Annotated in this window: 12 protein-coding genes and 1 tRNA gene; 8 read left to right on the top strand and 5 right to left on the bottom strand. The window is 63.2% G+C overall.

Going from position 1 to position 16,072, the window contains the following annotated elements:
* Positions 1–656: 656 nt before the first annotated feature.
* The 5 genes from PVW51_RS11805 to pdxH all read right to left on the bottom strand — a co-directional run bounded on the left by PVW51_RS11805 (position 657) and on the right by pdxH (position 7,126).
* Positions 657–4,307 carry a vitamin B12-dependent ribonucleotide reductase gene (locus PVW51_RS11805; RefSeq protein WP_269361724.1) on the bottom strand — a complete coding sequence of 1,217 codons (3,651 nt, stop codon included), beginning with the start codon at positions 4,305–4,307 and terminating at the stop codon, positions 657–659.
* Between the two features lie 960 nt (positions 4,308–5,267).
* Positions 5,268–5,344, bottom strand: a tRNA-Pro gene (locus tag PVW51_RS11800).
* A 45-nt stretch (positions 5,345–5,389) separates the two neighbouring features.
* Positions 5,390–5,830 carry a DUF192 domain-containing protein gene (locus PVW51_RS11795; protein ID WP_269361723.1) on the bottom strand — a complete coding sequence of 147 codons (441 nt, stop codon included), beginning with the start codon at positions 5,828–5,830 and terminating at the stop codon, positions 5,390–5,392.
* 41 nt (positions 5,831–5,871) lie between these two features.
* Positions 5,872–6,441: a cold-shock protein gene (locus PVW51_RS11790; protein ID WP_443069511.1), complete on the bottom strand. Its 570-nt coding sequence runs from the start codon at positions 6,439–6,441 to the stop codon at positions 5,872–5,874.
* Between the two features lie 79 nt (positions 6,442–6,520).
* Positions 6,521–7,126: a pyridoxamine 5'-phosphate oxidase gene (pdxH, locus tag PVW51_RS11785; protein ID WP_269362077.1), complete on the bottom strand. Its 606-nt coding sequence runs from the start codon at positions 7,124–7,126 to the stop codon at positions 6,521–6,523.
* 209 nt (positions 7,127–7,335) lie between these two features.
* On the opposite strand from pdxH, the gene fabI reads away from it, so the two are divergent.
* The 8 genes from fabI to PVW51_RS11745 all read left to right on the top strand — a co-directional run bounded on the left by fabI (position 7,336) and on the right by PVW51_RS11745 (position 15,931).
* A complete protein-coding gene (gene fabI, locus PVW51_RS11780; protein ID WP_269361722.1) occupies positions 7,336–8,142 on the top strand; it encodes an enoyl-ACP reductase FabI in 807 nt (268 codons plus the stop codon).
* 10 nt (positions 8,143–8,152) lie between these two features.
* Entirely contained in the window at positions 8,153–8,758 is a 606-nt protein-coding gene (locus tag PVW51_RS11775) for a LysE family translocator (protein ID WP_274575221.1), read from the top strand.
* Between the two features lie 4 nt (positions 8,759–8,762).
* Positions 8,763–9,281 carry a xanthine phosphoribosyltransferase gene (gene gpt, locus PVW51_RS11770; protein ID WP_274575220.1) on the top strand — a complete coding sequence of 173 codons (519 nt, stop codon included), beginning with the start codon at positions 8,763–8,765 and terminating at the stop codon, positions 9,279–9,281.
* 396 nt (positions 9,282–9,677) lie between these two features.
* Entirely contained in the window at positions 9,678–10,856 is a 1,179-nt protein-coding gene (locus PVW51_RS11765) for an aminotransferase (protein ID WP_274575219.1), read from the top strand.
* 110 nt (positions 10,857–10,966) lie between these two features.
* Positions 10,967–12,808 carry a peptidyl-prolyl cis-trans isomerase gene (locus tag PVW51_RS11760; protein ID WP_274575218.1) on the top strand — a complete coding sequence of 614 codons (1,842 nt, stop codon included), beginning with the start codon at positions 10,967–10,969 and terminating at the stop codon, positions 12,806–12,808.
* A gap of 12 nt (positions 12,809–12,820) precedes the next feature.
* Positions 12,821–14,332, top strand: coding sequence for an anthranilate synthase component I (gene trpE / locus PVW51_RS11755; protein ID WP_274575217.1), 1,512 nt, complete (start codon positions 12,821–12,823; stop codon positions 14,330–14,332).
* A gap of 2 nt (positions 14,333–14,334) precedes the next feature.
* Positions 14,335–15,375 carry a succinylglutamate desuccinylase/aspartoacylase family protein gene (locus PVW51_RS11750; RefSeq protein ID WP_269361717.1) on the top strand — a complete coding sequence of 347 codons (1,041 nt, stop codon included), beginning with the start codon at positions 14,335–14,337 and terminating at the stop codon, positions 15,373–15,375.
* A 55-nt stretch (positions 15,376–15,430) separates the two neighbouring features.
* Positions 15,431–15,931 (top strand): aggregation factor core, encoded by a 501-nt coding sequence (locus tag PVW51_RS11745; protein WP_274575216.1) that lies wholly within the window; start codon positions 15,431–15,433, stop codon positions 15,929–15,931.
* Positions 15,932–16,072: the final 141 nt, after the last annotated feature.

The following is a 16,072-nucleotide window of genomic DNA, read 5'->3' as shown; positions in this document are numbered from 1 at the left end:
GGGAGGGTCGGGCGCGGCCCGGGCTGACACCCGGGCCAAGGCTTGTGGCTGGCGTCGTGGAAGAACGATTTCGTTGTTTCGGGGGGGGGCGGGTGCAGGAACGTGCTTTTTCAGCAGCCTCAGGAGAGCCGAAGCTCTCCTCTAGTTTCGCCGTTCCGTTTGCATTTCCTTCAAATGCAAACTCCCCTGACAGAGGCCTTTTCCTTAAAAGGCCGGAGTCAGCCCGCATCCTCCCGAACAGAAAAAAGGGAGCACCGAAGTGCCCCCGTAGTTTCGCCGTTCCGTTCGCGCTTTGCGCAGCAAACGCGAACTCCCCTGACAGAGGCCTTTTCCTAGAAAAAGGCCGGAGTCAGCCCTCATCCTCCTGAACAGAAAAAAGGAGAGCCGAAGCTCTCCTCTAGTTTCGCCGTTCAAGCTCAATATGTTAACCGCTCGGTATTTGTTTGCCTGCGGCCTGAACGTCGTCCAGAGCACGCGCACGCGCTCCGTGTCCCGCGCCCCGGCGATGCCGGGGCTGCGGCGTGGGTGGCAGCGTATCGCAAAGCGATGCGCGAGAACCCACCCCGTCTCAAATGGGCCTGCCCGGGGCCCTTGTCTCGTCGGGGCGGGCCCCAAGGCCCTGCCCCTGCACGCCCCCGTCAGGGCGCGGTCCGATATCAGCTACAGCCGCTTGTCCCACCGCAGGTGTTGCACTTCATGCAAGTGCCGTTGCGCACCAGCGTGTAATTGCCGCATTCGCCACAGGCCTCGCCCTCGTAGCCCTGCATCTTGGCCTTGGTCCGGGCATCCATGCTGACCGCCCCGGTGGCCACCGACGTGCTTGCCGCCATGGCGACGGCGGCATTGCCGTTGACCTGCGGAGCAGCTGCGGCGACGGCGGCTGCCATCTCGCGCTGGCCGCCCTGAAGCACCACCAGTTCCTGCGGCAGACGGTTGCGCAGATAGCCGGTCGAGCTGATCTGGCGCAGCACTTCGAGGCTCTTGGTCGCGGCGGTTTCCGACAGTTCGGAGACATTGGCCACGCCTTCTTCCTCTTCGCCCCGGCCCAGATCGTCAAATGTGGCGCCTTCGGGCTTCACATGGGCCAGATCGGTCCGGTCCAGGTAGCTGACCGCCAGTTCGCGGAAGATATAGTCGAGGATCGAGGTCGCATTCTTGATGCTGTCATTGCCCTGCACCATGCCTGCCGGTTCGAACTTGGTGAAGGTGAAGGCATCAACGAATTCCTCCAGCGGCACGCCGTACTGAAGCCCGACAGAGACCGCGATGGCGAAATTGTTCATCATCGCCCGGAAGCCCGCGCCCTCCTTGTGCATGTCGATGAAGATCTCGCCCAGCTTGCCGTCGCCGTATTCGCCGGTGCGCAGATAGACCTTGTGGCCGCCCACGATGGCCTTCTGGGTATAGCCCTTGCGGCGCTGGGGCATCTTCTCGCGGTGCGATTTGATGATTTCCTTGACGATCACCTTCTCGACGATCTTTTCGGCCAGCACGGCGGCTTTCTCCTGCAGGGAGCCGCTTTCCAGCACCTCTGCCGCATCGTCGTCATCCTCGATCAGCGCGGCCGCCAGCGGCTGGCTGAGCTTGGAGCCGTCGCGGTAGAGCGCATTGGCCTTGATCCCGAGGCTCCAGGACAGCTCATAGGCTTGCTGGCAATCCTCGATGCTTGCGTCATTGGGCATGTTGATCGTCTTGGAGATCGCGCCGGAGATGAAGCTTTGCGCCGCGGCCATCATGTAGATGTGGCTGTTGACGCTGAGATACCGCTTGCCCTTCTTGCCGCAGGGGTTGGCACAATCGAAGATGCCGTAATGCTCTTCTTTCAGGTGCGGCGCCCCTTCCAGCGTCATGGTGCCACAGACGTGGTCATTGGCCGCGTCGATGTCCGCGCGGGTAAAGCCCAGGGATTTCAGCAGGTCGAAGGTCGGGTCATTCAGCTTGTCCGCCGGGATGCCCAGCACGTTCTTGCAGAAATCCGCACCCAGCGTCCATTGGTTGAACACAAAGCGGATGTCGAAGGCCGAAGCCAGCGCCTTGTCCACCTTGGCCAGTTCGTTGGGGCCGAAACCATGGCCCGCCAGCGAGGTGTGGTTGATGCCGGGGGCATTGCCGATGGTGCCGTGGCCCACGGCGTAGGACACGATCTCTTCGATCTGGGCGGAGCCGTAGCCGAGCTTTTCCAGCGCGGCGGGCACAGATTGGTTGATGATCTTGAAATAGCCGCCGCCGGCCAGCTTCTTGAACTTCACCAGGGCAAAGTCAGGCTCGATCCCGGTGGTGTCGCAATCCATCACCAGACCGATGGTGCCGGTGGGCGCGATGACCGAGACCTGCGCGTTGCGATACCCATGTGCCTCGCCCAGTGTCAGCGCCTCGTCCCAGGTGGACATGGCCACGTCGATCAGGCCGGGCTGCGGGCAGTTGGCGTGATCCAGCGGCACCGGCTTGACGCTCAGCTTCTCATAGCCGGTGTCGTTGCCATAGGCCGCGTTGCGGTGGTTGCGGATGACGCGCAGCATGTGCTTGCCGTTCTTGGCATAGCCCGGGAAGGCCCCCAGCTCGCCCGCCATTTCGGCGGAAGTGGCATAGGACACGCCGGTCAGGATCGCGGTCAGCGCACCGCAAAGCGCGCGGCCCTCGTCGCTGTCATAGGAATAGCCCATGTTCATCAGCAATCCGCCGATGTTCGCATAGCCCAGACCCAGGGTGCGGAAGTCATAGGACCGCTGCGCGATTTCCCGGGAGGGGAATTGCGCCATCATCACGGAGATCTCCAGCGTCACGGTCCACAGGCGCGCGGCATGCATGTAGTCTTCGACGTTGAACACGCCGTCCTGCAGGAAGGTCAGCAGGTTCATCGACGCCAGGTTGCAGGCGGTGTCATCGAGGAACATGTACTCCGAGCAGGGGTTGGAGCCGCGGATCGCGCCGTCTTCGGGGCAGGTGTGCCAGTCGTTCACCGTGTCGTGGTACTGGATGCCCGGATCGGCACAGGCCCATGCGGCATGGCCCACCTGGGCCCAGAGGTCACGGGCGCGGATGGTCTTGGCCACCTTGCCGGTTGTGCGGTCGGTCAGTTCCCAGTCGGCATCCTTTTCGACGGCGGTCAGGAAGGCATTGGTGACGCGGATCGAGTTGTTGGAGTTCTGGCCGGAGACCGAGTTGTAGGCCTCGGAGTCCCAGTCGGTGTCATAGGTCGGGAATTCGATGCTGGTGTGGCCCTGCTTGGCGTAATCCAGCACGCGTTTGACGTAGGTCTCGGGGATCGCAACCTTTTTCGCTTCGCGGATCGCCTGTTTCAGCGCGTCATTCCTGGCCGGGTCATAGGCATCTTCAACTGTCCCGTCCCATTCCTTGATCGCCTTGAACAGAAGGTTCAGCTTCTGCTCGTGCATCTTGGAGCCTGCGACGATGGAGGCGACCTTCTGCTCTTCCAGCACCTTCCAGTTGATGAATTCCTCGATATCGGGGTGGTCCGCATCGACGATCACCATCTTGGCGGCGCGGCGTGTGGTGCCGCCGGATTTGATGGCACCGGCGGCGCGGTCACCGATTTTCAGGAAACCCATCAGGCCGGAAGATTTGCCGCCGCCCGACAGTTTTTCCCCTGCCGCACGCAGCGAGGAGAAGTTGGTGCCGGTGCCGGAGCCGTATTTGAACAGCCGCGCCTCGCGGACCCAGAGGTCCATGATGCCGCCATCGCCCACCAGGTCATCGGCGACGGACTGGATGAAGCAGGCATGCGGCTGGGGGTGTTCGTAGGAGGATTTGGAACGGGTCAGTTTGCCGGTCTTGTAGTCGACATAGTAATGGCCCTGCGCAGGACCGTCGATGCCGTAGGCCCAATGCAGACCGGTGTTGAACCACTGCGGGCTGTTAGGGGCCGCGCGCTGGCTGGCCAGCATATGGCGCATCTCGTCAAAATAGGCGCGGGCATCTTCCTCGGTGGTGAAATAGCCACCTTTCCAGCCCCAATAGGCCCAGGCCCCGGCGAGACGGTCGAAGACCTGCTTGGAAGAGGTCTCTCCGCCCATCTCGGCACCTTCGGCGGGCACGGAGCGCCACAGGAACTCGGGCACGCCCTTTTCCTTCACCTTTTTCAATTCGGAGGGCACGCCCGCCTTGCGGAAATATTTCTGCGCGATCACGTCGCTTGCGACCTGGCTCCAGCCGGAGGGCACTTCGACATTGTCGAGCTTGAACACGACGGAGCCGTCGGGATTGCGGATTTCGGAAACTGTGCTGACAAAATCCAGGTCCGCATATGCGTCCTGGCCCGCGGTCGTAAACTGACGTTCAATTTTCATTTTTTACTGCCTCATATCCAGCATTAACAATCTACGGAAACCCGCCTGTCATTGCAGACTGTCCCCACCCCGTTCATTGCCGACAAAAGGCACAGAAAGACCGATCACGGAGGGAGCCTGCCCCGTGTTCCTGCAGCATTTAACGAAGTTTTCGTCCTGGTGCCTGTCTTCTGCCCTGATGCGCCCTGCGAGCGTTAACCACTACATATTGTGGCGTCATCGTCGGCCTACACAAATTGACGCATCATGGGGGTACGGGTCAACGGATTTTTTGAGAAATCTTCCAATCTTTAAGGTTGACCGGTGCCGCTCTTTTTGAGCGGCCCGCCGGGCTCCGATTCATACCGATCATATCCCCAGCCCCCCTGAACCGTGGAGGTTGCATCGCCGGTGCTATTCTCCAAACGTTACGGCACATTTAGGGGTATCGGCTCACCCTTTGCATGAAGTTATCCACAGATCCGCTGTGAACAAGATGTCCTAAAGGTGGCGATCCGGTTTCGCCGGAAAAATCTGCAGCGATTCATAAAAATGTCACGTTGGCCGGATTCTCGGGCCAAGAATCATCGGCAAATGCCCACCGCATCTGGAAGGGGTCAGGGTGCTGCCCACCACATGTAGGGGTGTCGCGTCGTCAGGGGTCTTGTACGATGCGAGCACGGCCCGAGGTACAGCTAGGCGGAGGTTTCTGCCGTTGGCAACGAAACCCCAAGCCGCGCATCGACGGGCCGTGGTGCGGCGATCCGACCTCAGTGACTGGCACCCAGGCCCGGAACAAGCCGCAGGCGCCGGGCCCCAAGCCAACCTTTAAGATTTCATGAGGCGGCGCATTCAAGCCGCGGGTGCAGATAACGTGTTTGCAATCTGGTGGCGGGCAAACCGAGACTGGGCGCAACTGCACCCAAAGGGCATTTTGTGACCCGAAAGGGCAAATGTCCTGACTATCAACATAAATGAAAGTGGTCGGAGCGAGAGGATTCGAACCTCCGACCCCCTGTACCCAAAACAGGTGCGCTACCAGGCTGCGCCACGCTCCGACCTGGCCTCTTTAGTCGCTGGCTTCGTGAATGAAAAGACCTAGATTAAGGTGTCTCGCAAGGCCATGCCGGCCCGAAGCGCGCAAAGGCGGGATGGCGCAGCTCGGTGCCTTCCACGATCCCCAGCCGTTGTGCCAGCCCGCCGTTGATCTCCAGCACCGCCAGGACGTTCTCGCCGCCGAAAATCGCGGTTTCATCCAGCGGTACGGCATTGTGGTGAATGTGGCGCACGACACCGGTGGCGTCGATGAACAGCATATCGAGGGGAATCAGCGTGTTGCGCATCCAGAAACTTGAACGGCGCGGCGCGGGATAGACAAACAGCATCCCCGAAGAAACCGGCATCGAGGTCCGGCCCATCAGCCCGCGCATCTGTTCCTGCGGTTCATCCGCAATCTCGACGGTGAAGCGGACCTGGCCCCAGTCGCCACGCAGCAGGACCGTATCGGCGCGGCAGCCGGATGCGGCCTGGGCCGCAAGGGGCATCAGCGCGACAAGGACAAGGGCAAGGGCCGCAGCACGGATCCCTATTCGTCTTCGCGTTCCGTCAAGACCGTTTCCCATGCCTGTACCTCTGCGGCCATACGGCCGCGCTTGCCTTCGATCACCCGCATCGCCAGTGCTTCGCCCGGCTGCAAATCGGACAGGCCGGACTGGCGCAGCACTTCGATATGCAGAAACACATCCTGCGGCTTGCCAAAGACATTGGCAAACCCGAATCCCTTGGATTTATCGAACCACTTTACCCGCGCAGGTTCCAGAGGTGCCGCCGCCACGGCGCTGCGGTCCAGCCCCACGATATCCGGCAATGCGCTGGTCTGGACGTTGCCGGGCGGCTGGATCGACAGCACGGCGGTGGCCTGCACCCCGCGTTCGGTCCGCTGCGCGATCACCTCCACCCGCGCGCCATCGGTGACAGAGCTCTGGCCGAAGTTGCGCAGGACATTCACATGCAGCAGAATGTCCGGCCCCCCCTCGTCCGCCACAACAAAGCCGAACCCCTTGATCGGGTCGAACCATTTCACGACGCCCGATACCGGCGTCCCCTCGGGCGCATCTGTTTCGGGCTCGGTCGGTATGTCGCGGTCGTCCTGCACAATCGTCCTTTATCGTTTGCTTCCGTGCCCTTGGGCCGGAAAATTCAAGTTCTTATCACACGAGACAGCTTATTGATACTCAGGGGTTCAGGCGGGTCACATCCCAGGGGGAGGACGGATCGCCCCGCCGCCATTGGAACCGGTTGTGAAGCCGGAATTCGCCGTCGGCCCAGAACTCGATCTCCAGCGGCGTGATTCGATATCCGCCCCAGAACGGAGGCCGCGCCGGATCGGTTCCCTTTGCCGCCGTCACCTTTGCCACTTCGGCAACCAGCGCCGCGCGGCTTTTCAGGGGGCGCGACTGCGCCGAGGCCCAGGCCCCCAGCCGGCTGCCCAGCGAACGGCTCTTGTAATAGGCGTCGGCCTGCGGCCCGTCCTCGCGGGTGATCAGCCCGCGCACCCGGATCTGGCGGCGCAGCGATTTCCAATGCATGACAAAGGCCGCCTTGCCCGCGCCATCCAGCTCCCGCGCCTTGGCGCTCTCGTAATTGGTATAGAAGACAAAGGCATCCGCCTCGATCTCTTTCAAAAGCACCATGCGCGCATTTGGCAGACCATCGTCGTCCACTGTCGCCAGGGCGATCGCGTTCGGATCGTTGGGTTCTTTGCTTTCCGCCTCGCCCAGCCACTGCCGGGCAATTTCGAACGGATCCTGCCCCGCAAAAATACCGGTGCGTTTTTCCATGTAGTATCCCAATTTCATAATCGTGCGCCGCAAATCGCACCGATCACTATAGCGCTATATCAAATGACATAACGCAACAAGCCACAGGACCGATTTTTATACAACCAATCCGGTAGTTGGCGCTAACACGCCAAAGGCAGGCATCTTGATGGCATGGCCGCAATGTCCTAGAGGTAACCGGTAATGTAACAGGCAGAGGTTCGGTGCCCATGGAAAACACTTTGATGCAAGGCAAGCGTGGGCTGATCATGGGCCTTGCGAACGACAAGTCCATCGCCTGGGGCATTGCCCGTACCCTGAGCGAAGCGGGGGCGGAACTGGCGTTCTCCTATCAGGGCGATGCGCTGAAAAAGCGGGTCGATCCGCTGGCCGCACAATTGGGCAGCGACATCGTCCTGCCCTGCGACGTCGGTGACGAAGCCAGCCTGGACGCGCTGTTCGACGGGTTGAAAGAGCGCTGGGGCGGTCTTGATTTCGTTGTTCATGCCATTGGCTTTTCTGACAAAAACGAACTGCGCGGCCGCTATGTCGATACCAGCCGCCGCAATTTCGCGATGTCGATGGATATTTCCGTCTATTCCTTTACCGCCGTCATGCAGCGCGCGGAAAAGATGATGTCACCCGGCAGCAGCGCGCTGACCCTCACCTATTACGGCGCGGAAAAGGTCATGCCGCATTATAACGTCATGGGCGTGGCCAAGGCGGCGCTGGAAGCCTCGGTGCAATATCTGGCCGAGGATCTGGGCAAGGACGGCATCCGCGTCAATGCGATCTCGGCGGGGCCGATCAAGACGCTGGCAGCCTCCGGCATCGGCGATTTCCGCTACATCATGAAGTGGAACGAATACAACTCTCCGTTGCGCCGCAACGTCACCATCGACGACGTCGGCAAGGCGGCGCTTTACCTGCTCAGCGATCTGGGATCCGGCACCACCGGCGAGAACCTGCATGTGGATGCGGGCTACCATGTCGTCGGCATGAAGGCCGTGGACGCGCCCGACATGGCCAAGGAATAAGCCTGAACCGATGTCCCTGGAAAGCCTCATCGCCTTCAACCTGCTCCTCCTCGCAGCCCTGGCCAGCCCCGGTGCCGCGATGATCTTTGTCATCCGGACCACGGTCAGCGCGGGCCGCGTCGCGGGGCTGCTCAGCGGCGTGGGGCTGGCACTGGCGGCAGGCTGCTGGACGGCCTCGGCCTTTCTGGGGCTCGACCGGCTGCTGGCGCTTGCCCCCTGGGCCTATGTCACGCTGAAGGTGGCAGGCGCGCTCTATCTGATCTGGATCGCGGTGCAGACCTGGCGGCACGCCCGCCAGCCCCCCGGCGCTGCCCTGCCCCGGCCGGCCGGCCGCAACCTCATGGCCGGTGCGCTGGTGAACCTCGGCAACCCCAAATCAATGCTCTTTGCCGCCGCCCTGATCCTCGTGGTCTTTCCCAAGGGCATGAGCGCGGGCGAAATCGCCTTTGTCGTGTTCAATCATGTGACGCTGGAAATCCTGTTCTACAGTCTCTTTGCCACCCTGCTCAGCACCCCGGTTGCGCGGCAGGGCTATCTGCGTCTGAAACCGGTCTTCGACCGCATCGCCGCCCTGCTGCTGGGGGCCTTCGGCACCCGGTTGCTGATCGAAAGGTAACCCCATGTCCGACAAACGCGACGCCAACCGCCTGCCCCATGAAAAAGGCTTTCACATTTCCTGGGACCAGATCCACCGCGACAGCCGCGCCCTGGCCTGGCGGCTGGACGGCGAAGGCCCCGATGACGGCGCCTGGCGCGCGGTGGTCGCCATCACCCGTGGCGGCATGGCCCCGGCGATGATCGCGGCGCGCGAGCTGGACATCCGCACGGTCGATACGATCTCGGTCAAATCCTACGACCACCAGGACCAGTCCGAGGCGCAGGTGCTGAAATCGCCCGATGCGACGCTGATGGGCGACGGCACCGGCATCCTGATCATCGACGACCTGGTGGACAGCGGCAAGACGCTGGAAGTGGTGCGCAAGATGTACCCCAGGGCGCATTTCGCCACCGTCTATGCCAAGCCCAAGGGCCGCCCTCAGGTCGATACCTTCATCACCGAAGTCAGCCAGGACACATGGATCTTCTTTCCCTGGGACATGGCGCTGCAATATGTCGAACCCTACCGGGGCAAGGACTGAACCCTTCCCCTCTTTTTGACCTTAGGCTCTGGACCCATTAATTCTATATGCTCAGTTTGACAGATTTTTTCGCAGACCAGGAACATCTGCGCAGGAATAGTGGTTCTATTTCAAGCAGATGTGACGCAGGCTGCGGGAAAATCCGTCAAACCCGTCACGCCAAAGGCGTGCCAACATGACTCGGCGCTCCTTCGGAGCGACGGGCGGCGATTTCACTTCATTTCAACGGCTTGGGTCGCTTGCAAATAGAACCACTATTGGCTGCACGCCCCAAACCATTGAAATTTCGTGAAATCGCCGCTGAGTATATAGAATTAATGGGTCCAAAGCCTAAATATTCCCGGGGAGTGTGAGGGGCCGGCCCCTCACGTCCGCCGCTGCAAGAGGATGCCCCCGATGCCATTGCCCCGCACCGCCACCACCTTTGCCCCGCCGGTGATGGAAGCCCGCCGCTGGCTGCAGGGCGTCGACTTTGCCCCCGGCCGCCCGCTGATCAATGTCAGCCAGGCCGCCCCGGTGGAGCCGCCGCCACAGGCGCTGCGCCAGGCGATGGCCGATGCCGCCCTGACCAATGACGCGGCGCATCTTTACGGCCCGGTGCTGGGCCTGCCGGAACTGCGCGCGGAACTGGCGGCGCAGACCGGGCAGCATTATGGCGGGCCGGTCACGCCCTTGCAGGTCTGTATTACTTCCGGCTGCAACCAGGCCTTTGCCGCCGCCATTGCCACGCTCTGTGCCGAAGGGGATGAGGTTATCCTGCCAACCCCCTGGTATTTCAATCACAAGATGTGGCTCGACATGTCCGGTGTTGCGGCGGTCCCGCTGGCCACCGGCCCGGACCTGCTGCCGGATCCGGACCATGCCGCCGCCCTGATCACGCCACGCACCCGCGCCATTGCGCTGGTCACCCCCAACAATCCCGGCGGCGTCGAATACCCCGCCGATCTGGTGCAGGCCTTTTTCGATCTTGCCCGCCGCCATGGCATCGCGCTGATCCTGGACGAGACCTATCGCGATTTCGACAGCCGCAGCGGCCCGCCCCATGCGCTGTTCCAGGACCCGGACTGGGCCGAAACGCTGATCCACCTCTATTCCTTTTCCAAGGCCTACCGCCTCACCGGGCACCGTGTCGGTGCCATGGTCACCTCGGAACGGCGCCTTGCGGAGGTTGAAAAGTTTCTCGACACCGTGGCCATCTGCCCCGCGCAACTGGGCCAGCATGGCGCGCTCTGGGGCATGCGGAACCTCGCGCAATGGCTCGCCGGTGAGCGCGACGAGATCCTCGCCCGCCGTGCTGCGATCACGGCCAACATGCCCCGTCTGGAACCGCAGGGCTGGAAACTGCTGGGGCTGGGCGGCTATTTCGCCTATATGCAGCATCCCTTTGCGCAATCTGCCGCCACGCTGGCCCCGGAACTTGTGCGCAGCGCGGGCATCCTCTGCCTGCCCGGCACCATGTTCTGCCCCGAGGGCGACGCCACCGGAGAGCGGCAGCTGCGCATCGCCTTTGCCAATCTCGACGCCGCCGGGATCGGCGTGCTGTTCGACCGGCTGGCAGAGCTGAGGCCCGGTTAGGCCCGGGGTTCAATGATCCTGATCCAAAGCGCTGCAAAACATGCATAGTTGCTTGCCCCGCGCGGGTCGGACGCATAGACAGTTGCGAAAGTAAAAAAGGGTGATGGCACATGGCCAAAGGGTCGAGCATTTCAAAAACCGCGGTCTGGATTCTGATGGGTCTGCTGATCCTCGGTCTGGGTGGCTTTGGCGCGGTCAACCTGTCGGGCAACCTGCGCTCCATCGGTACGGTGGGTGACAAATCCATCCCGGTGGATGCCTATGCGCGCCAGCTGCAGAATGAAATCCGCGCCATCGAACAGCAGACCGGCGAAAGCCTGCCCTTTGCCCGTGCCCAGGAAATCGGCCTGGACCGCGCGGTGCTGCAACGGCTGGTGCGCAACCGGGCACTGGACCATGAAACGGCGCAGCTGGGCCTGTCCATCGGCGACGAAGCCCTGCGCGAGGACATTCTGAACATCCCCGCCTTTCAGGGTGTCGATGGCAAGTTCGACCGTGACGCCTACCGCTTCGCCCTGCAGCAGGGTGGCCTGTCGGAGGGTGAATTCGAAACCTCCCTGCGCGAGGAAGCGGCACGCACCCTTTTGCAACGCGCGGTCACCGGTGGCGTGGTGATGCCCGCCACCTATGCCGATACGCTGATGACCTATATCGCCCAGGAACGCAGCTTTACCTGGAGCGTGCTGGACGAAAGCGATCTGGCGACCCCGCTGGCAGAGCCCGGAGAAGAGGAACTGCGCGCCTATTACGACGAAAATCAGCAGGCCTTCATGCTGCCCCTGACCAAGAAGATCACCTATGCCTGGCTTTCCCCCGATGCCATGCTGGACGAGGTGGAGGTGCCCGAGGACGAGCTGCGCCGCGCCTATGACGACCGCGCCGCCGAATACCAGCAGCCCGAGCGCCGCCTGGTGGAACGCCTGGTCTTTGCCGATCAGGAAAGCGCCGACCGGGCCGCCGCCGCGCTTGAGGTCGATGGCACCACCTTCAACGCGCTGGTGGAGGAACGCGGCCTTGAACTGTCGGATGTGGATATGGGCGATGTCGGCAGGCTGGACCTGGACGCCGCGGGCGAGGCTGTCTTTGCCGCCGAAGTGGGCGATATCGTTGGCCCCCTGCCCAGCCCGCTTGGGCCCGCCCTGTTCCGGGTGAACGGCGTGCTGCCCGCCCAGAACACCACCTTCGAGGAAGCCCGCCCGGCCCTGCAGGCCGAGCTTGCCTCCGCCCGCGCCGTGCGCGCGGTAGAGGCCCGTGCGCAGGAGTTGGACGACCAGCTTGCCGGCGGCGTGACCCTCGAACAGATGGCTGAGGAAACCCATATGACCCTCGGCACACTCGACTGGACCCCCGAAAGCAGCGAGGGCATTGCCGCCTACACGGCGTTCCGTGACGTGGCTGCCGATGTCACCGCCGAGGATTTTCCGCGCATCACGCAACTGGAAGACGGCGGCGTCTTTGCCCTGCGGCTGGATGAGCGGCTGGAAGAACGCCCCGAACCTTTCGAGCAGGCCCGCGATGACGTGCGCGCCGCCTGGACCGCCGAACAGACCGTTGCGCAGCTGACCGAACAGGCCGAGGCATTGGTGCAGACACTGGGCGGCACCGCCTCCTTCGAGGAAGCGGGGCTTGACGCCACGATCGAGGAAAACCAGACCCGCCGCGCCTTTATCGAAGGCACGCCCGAAGGCTTCATGGAAACGGTCTTCAGCCTGGAACCGGGCGCCGTGACGGTGCTGCCGGGGGATGGCAATGTGGTGATCCTGCGCCTCGACGCGATTGAGCAGGCCGGCGAGACCGACGAATCCGCCGCCCTGCGCGCCCGCCTCACCGAACAGCTGGACCAGAACCTGTCGCAGGACCTCTATTCCGTCTTTGCCGATGACGTGGTGCGCCGCGCCGGGCCTAAGGTGGACCAGCGCGCGCTGCAGGCCGTCCATGTCAACTTTCCCTGATCGGCGGCACCCATGACCCTGACACCGGCATATGAAGATTTCGCCGCAGGCTACGGCGCGGGCGAAAACCAGATCGTCTTTACCCGGCTGGCCGCCGACCTGGACACACCTGTCTCGCTGATGCTGAAACTGACCGGGGCGAGCGAAAACGCCTTTGTGCTGGAATCGGTCACCGGCGGCGAGGTGCGCGGACGCTATTCCATCATCGGGATGAAACCTGACCTGATCTGGCGCTGCCGGGGCGAAAGCTCGGCGGTGAACCGCGCCGCCCGCTATGACGCGGATGCTTTCGAAGAGATGCCCGGCAATCCGCTGGACGTGCTGCGCAACGTCATCGCCGAAAGCCGGATCGACCTGCCCGAAGATCTGCCGCAGGCGGCGGCGGGGCTGTTCGGCTACCTGGGCTATGACATGATCCGCCTGGTCGAACATCTGCCAAACGTGAACCCCGATCCGCTGGGCCTGCCCGATGCGATCATGGTCCGCCCCTCGGTCATTGCCGTGCTCGACGGGGTCAAGGGCGAGGTCACTGTCGTCTCCCCCGCCTGGGTCTCTGACGGGCAATCGGCGCGTGCCGCCTATGCACAGGCCGCCGAACGGGTGATGGACGCGGTGCGCGATCTGGAACGCGCGATGCCTGCCACCTCCCGCGATCTGGGCGACGCCCATGAGACCCCGGAACCGGTCAGCAATTTCACCCGCGACGGGTACAAGGCCGCGGTGGAAAAGGCGCGCGACTATATCGCGGCGGGCGACATCTTTCAGGTGGTGCCCAGCCAACGCTGGGCGCAGGGCTTTACCCAGGATCCCTTTACCCTCTACCGCAGCCTGCGGCGCACCAACCCCTCGCCCTTCATGTTCTATTTCAACTTCGGCGGCTTTCATGTGGTGGGTGCCAGCCCCGAGATCCTGGTCCGGGTCTTTGGCAATCAGATCACCATCCGCCCGGTGGCAGGCACCCGGCCCAGGGGCGCCACGCCGGAAGAGGACCGCGCGCTGGAAGCCGACCTTCTGCTGGATCAAAAGGAGCTGGCAGAGCATCTGATGCTGCTGGATCTGGGCCGCAACGACGTGGGCCGGGTGGCAAGGATCGGCACCGTGCGCCCGACCGAGGAATTCATCGTCGAACGCTACAGCCATGTCATGCACATCGTCTCCAACGTGGTGGGCGAGCTGAAGGAAGGCTGCGATGCGCTTGATGCCTTCTTTGCCGGCATGCCTGCGGGCACCGTGTCAGGGGCGCCCAAGGTGCGCGCGATGGAGATCATCGACGAGCTGGAACCCGAGAAACGCGGCCTTTACGGCGGCGGTGTCGGCTATTTCAGCGCGGGCGGTGACATGGACATGTGCATCGCCCTGCGCACCGCCGTGATCAAGGACGAGACGCTCTATATTCAGGCGGGCGGCGGCGTGGTCTATGACAGCGATGCGGAGGCCGAATATATGGAGACCGTGCATAAATCCAACGCCATCCGGCGGGCTGCCGCGGATGCCGCGCGCTTTGGTGGTCAGGGGAACCGCTGAAGGTGCCCAGCCGCGCGCCTTTCGAGATCGCGGGGCAATCTGTCGCCCCCGGCACCAGCCTCGGCATTGACCTGCCGGTCTCCACCCTGCCCGATCACACGCCGGTGCATCTGTCGGTCGAGGTGCATCACGGCAAGCGCCCCGGCCCCACCATGTTCGTCAGCGCCGCCGTGCATGGCGACGAGGTGATCGGCGTCGAGATCGTGCGCCGCCTGCTGCGCGCACCACAGCTCAAATCCCTGCGCGGCACCTTGCTGGTGATTCCGGTGGTCAATTCCTTCGGCTTTCTCAGCCGCTCGCGCTACCTGCCCGACCGGCGCGACCTGAATCGCTGCTTTCCGGGCCACCCCTCCGGGTCGCTGGGGGCGCGGCTGGCGCATATCTTTCTGCAGGAAGTCGTCCTGCGCTGCGATTTCGGGATCGACCTGCATTCCGCCGCGATCCACCGCACCAACCTGCCGCAGGTGCGGGTTTCGCCCTCCGACAAGGTCACCCAGAAAATGGCGGTGGATTTCGGCGCGCCGGTGGTGCTGACATCGGGGCTGCGCGACGGGTCCCTGCGCGCGGTGGCTGGCAAACAGGGCGTGCCGATCCTGCTCTATGAAGCGGGCGAAGGGCTGCGGTTCGACGAAATGGCCGTGCGCGCGGGGCTTGCGGGCATCCTGCGGGTGATGCGCGGCCATGACATGCTGCCCGCCAAGGGCATCGCAAAGGCGCGTGTCGCGCCCTATCTGTGCACCTCCTCCCACTGGCTGCGCGCCCCTGCGGGCGGGCTGCTGCGCACCTTCCGCGGCGAGGGCGAGACCGTCGAAAAAGGCGATGTGCTGGCCACGGTCTCCGACCCTTTCGGCGCGGTGGAGACCGATCTGATCGCCCCCGAAGCCGGCATCCTGATCGGCCGCGCGATCCTGCCGGTGGTGAACGAGGGCGATGCTGTCTTTCACCTGGCCAAGCTCAGCCCCCGCGCGGCAGAGGCCACGGTGGATGACCTGGCCTCGCAGCTGGAAAGCGACCCGCTGTTCGACGAGGATGAAATCATCTGATTGCTCTGCCGCGCAGCCGCGCTACCTGTTCCTGCGACCCCGAAGGAGCCACCAGATGATCCGAACCGCCACCTGTCTCTTGATGCTTTGTGCCGGCAGCGCCCAGGCCGACCTGAACCTGCGCTTTGTCGAAGGTGCGCCCGGCGACCGTTTCGTGCTGACCAACACCGGCAGCTGCCCCCTGGCCGAAGCCACGCTGACGCTGGACATCGGTGCCGCCCCCGCCGGGCTGCTGTTTGACGCAACGCCGGGCGGTGCCGGGGTGGACAGCTATCACCCTTTCGAGGTGATCGAGGGCCGTGGCGCGCTCTTGGGGCTGCCGGAGCTGGCGGATGGCGACACGGTGCTGAGCCTGAACCTTGCAGGGCTTGAGGCGGGCGGCATCGTCAGCTTTTCGCTGGATGTGGATGATACCGGCACAGGCCGCCCCGAAACCATCGCTGACAGCGAGATCGCGGGCACGATGGTCACGCTGGTGATGGGCGAGACAACGCTGGAGGTGGCCTTTTCCGATCAGGCCAGCGCCGTCATTCCGATTGCGCCCTGCATCAGCTAGGGACGCCGGACTTTTCAAAAAGTCCGGAGCGATTTTTCAAAAAAATCGTCTCAGGTCTCAGGCCAGATCACCTGTGAAACCCGCCGAGGTCGGGACCAGCGACCTCATGCCAATTGCCCCGACATCAGCCAGACACGCCGG

Origin of the sequence: Sulfitobacter sp. PR48, assembly GCF_028807335.1 — a bacterium.
Lineage (GTDB): Bacteria > Pseudomonadota > Alphaproteobacteria > Rhodobacterales > Rhodobacteraceae > Sulfitobacter.
The sequence above is the reverse complement of the archived record's forward strand: the minus strand, read 5'-3'. Positions and strand labels throughout refer to the sequence as shown.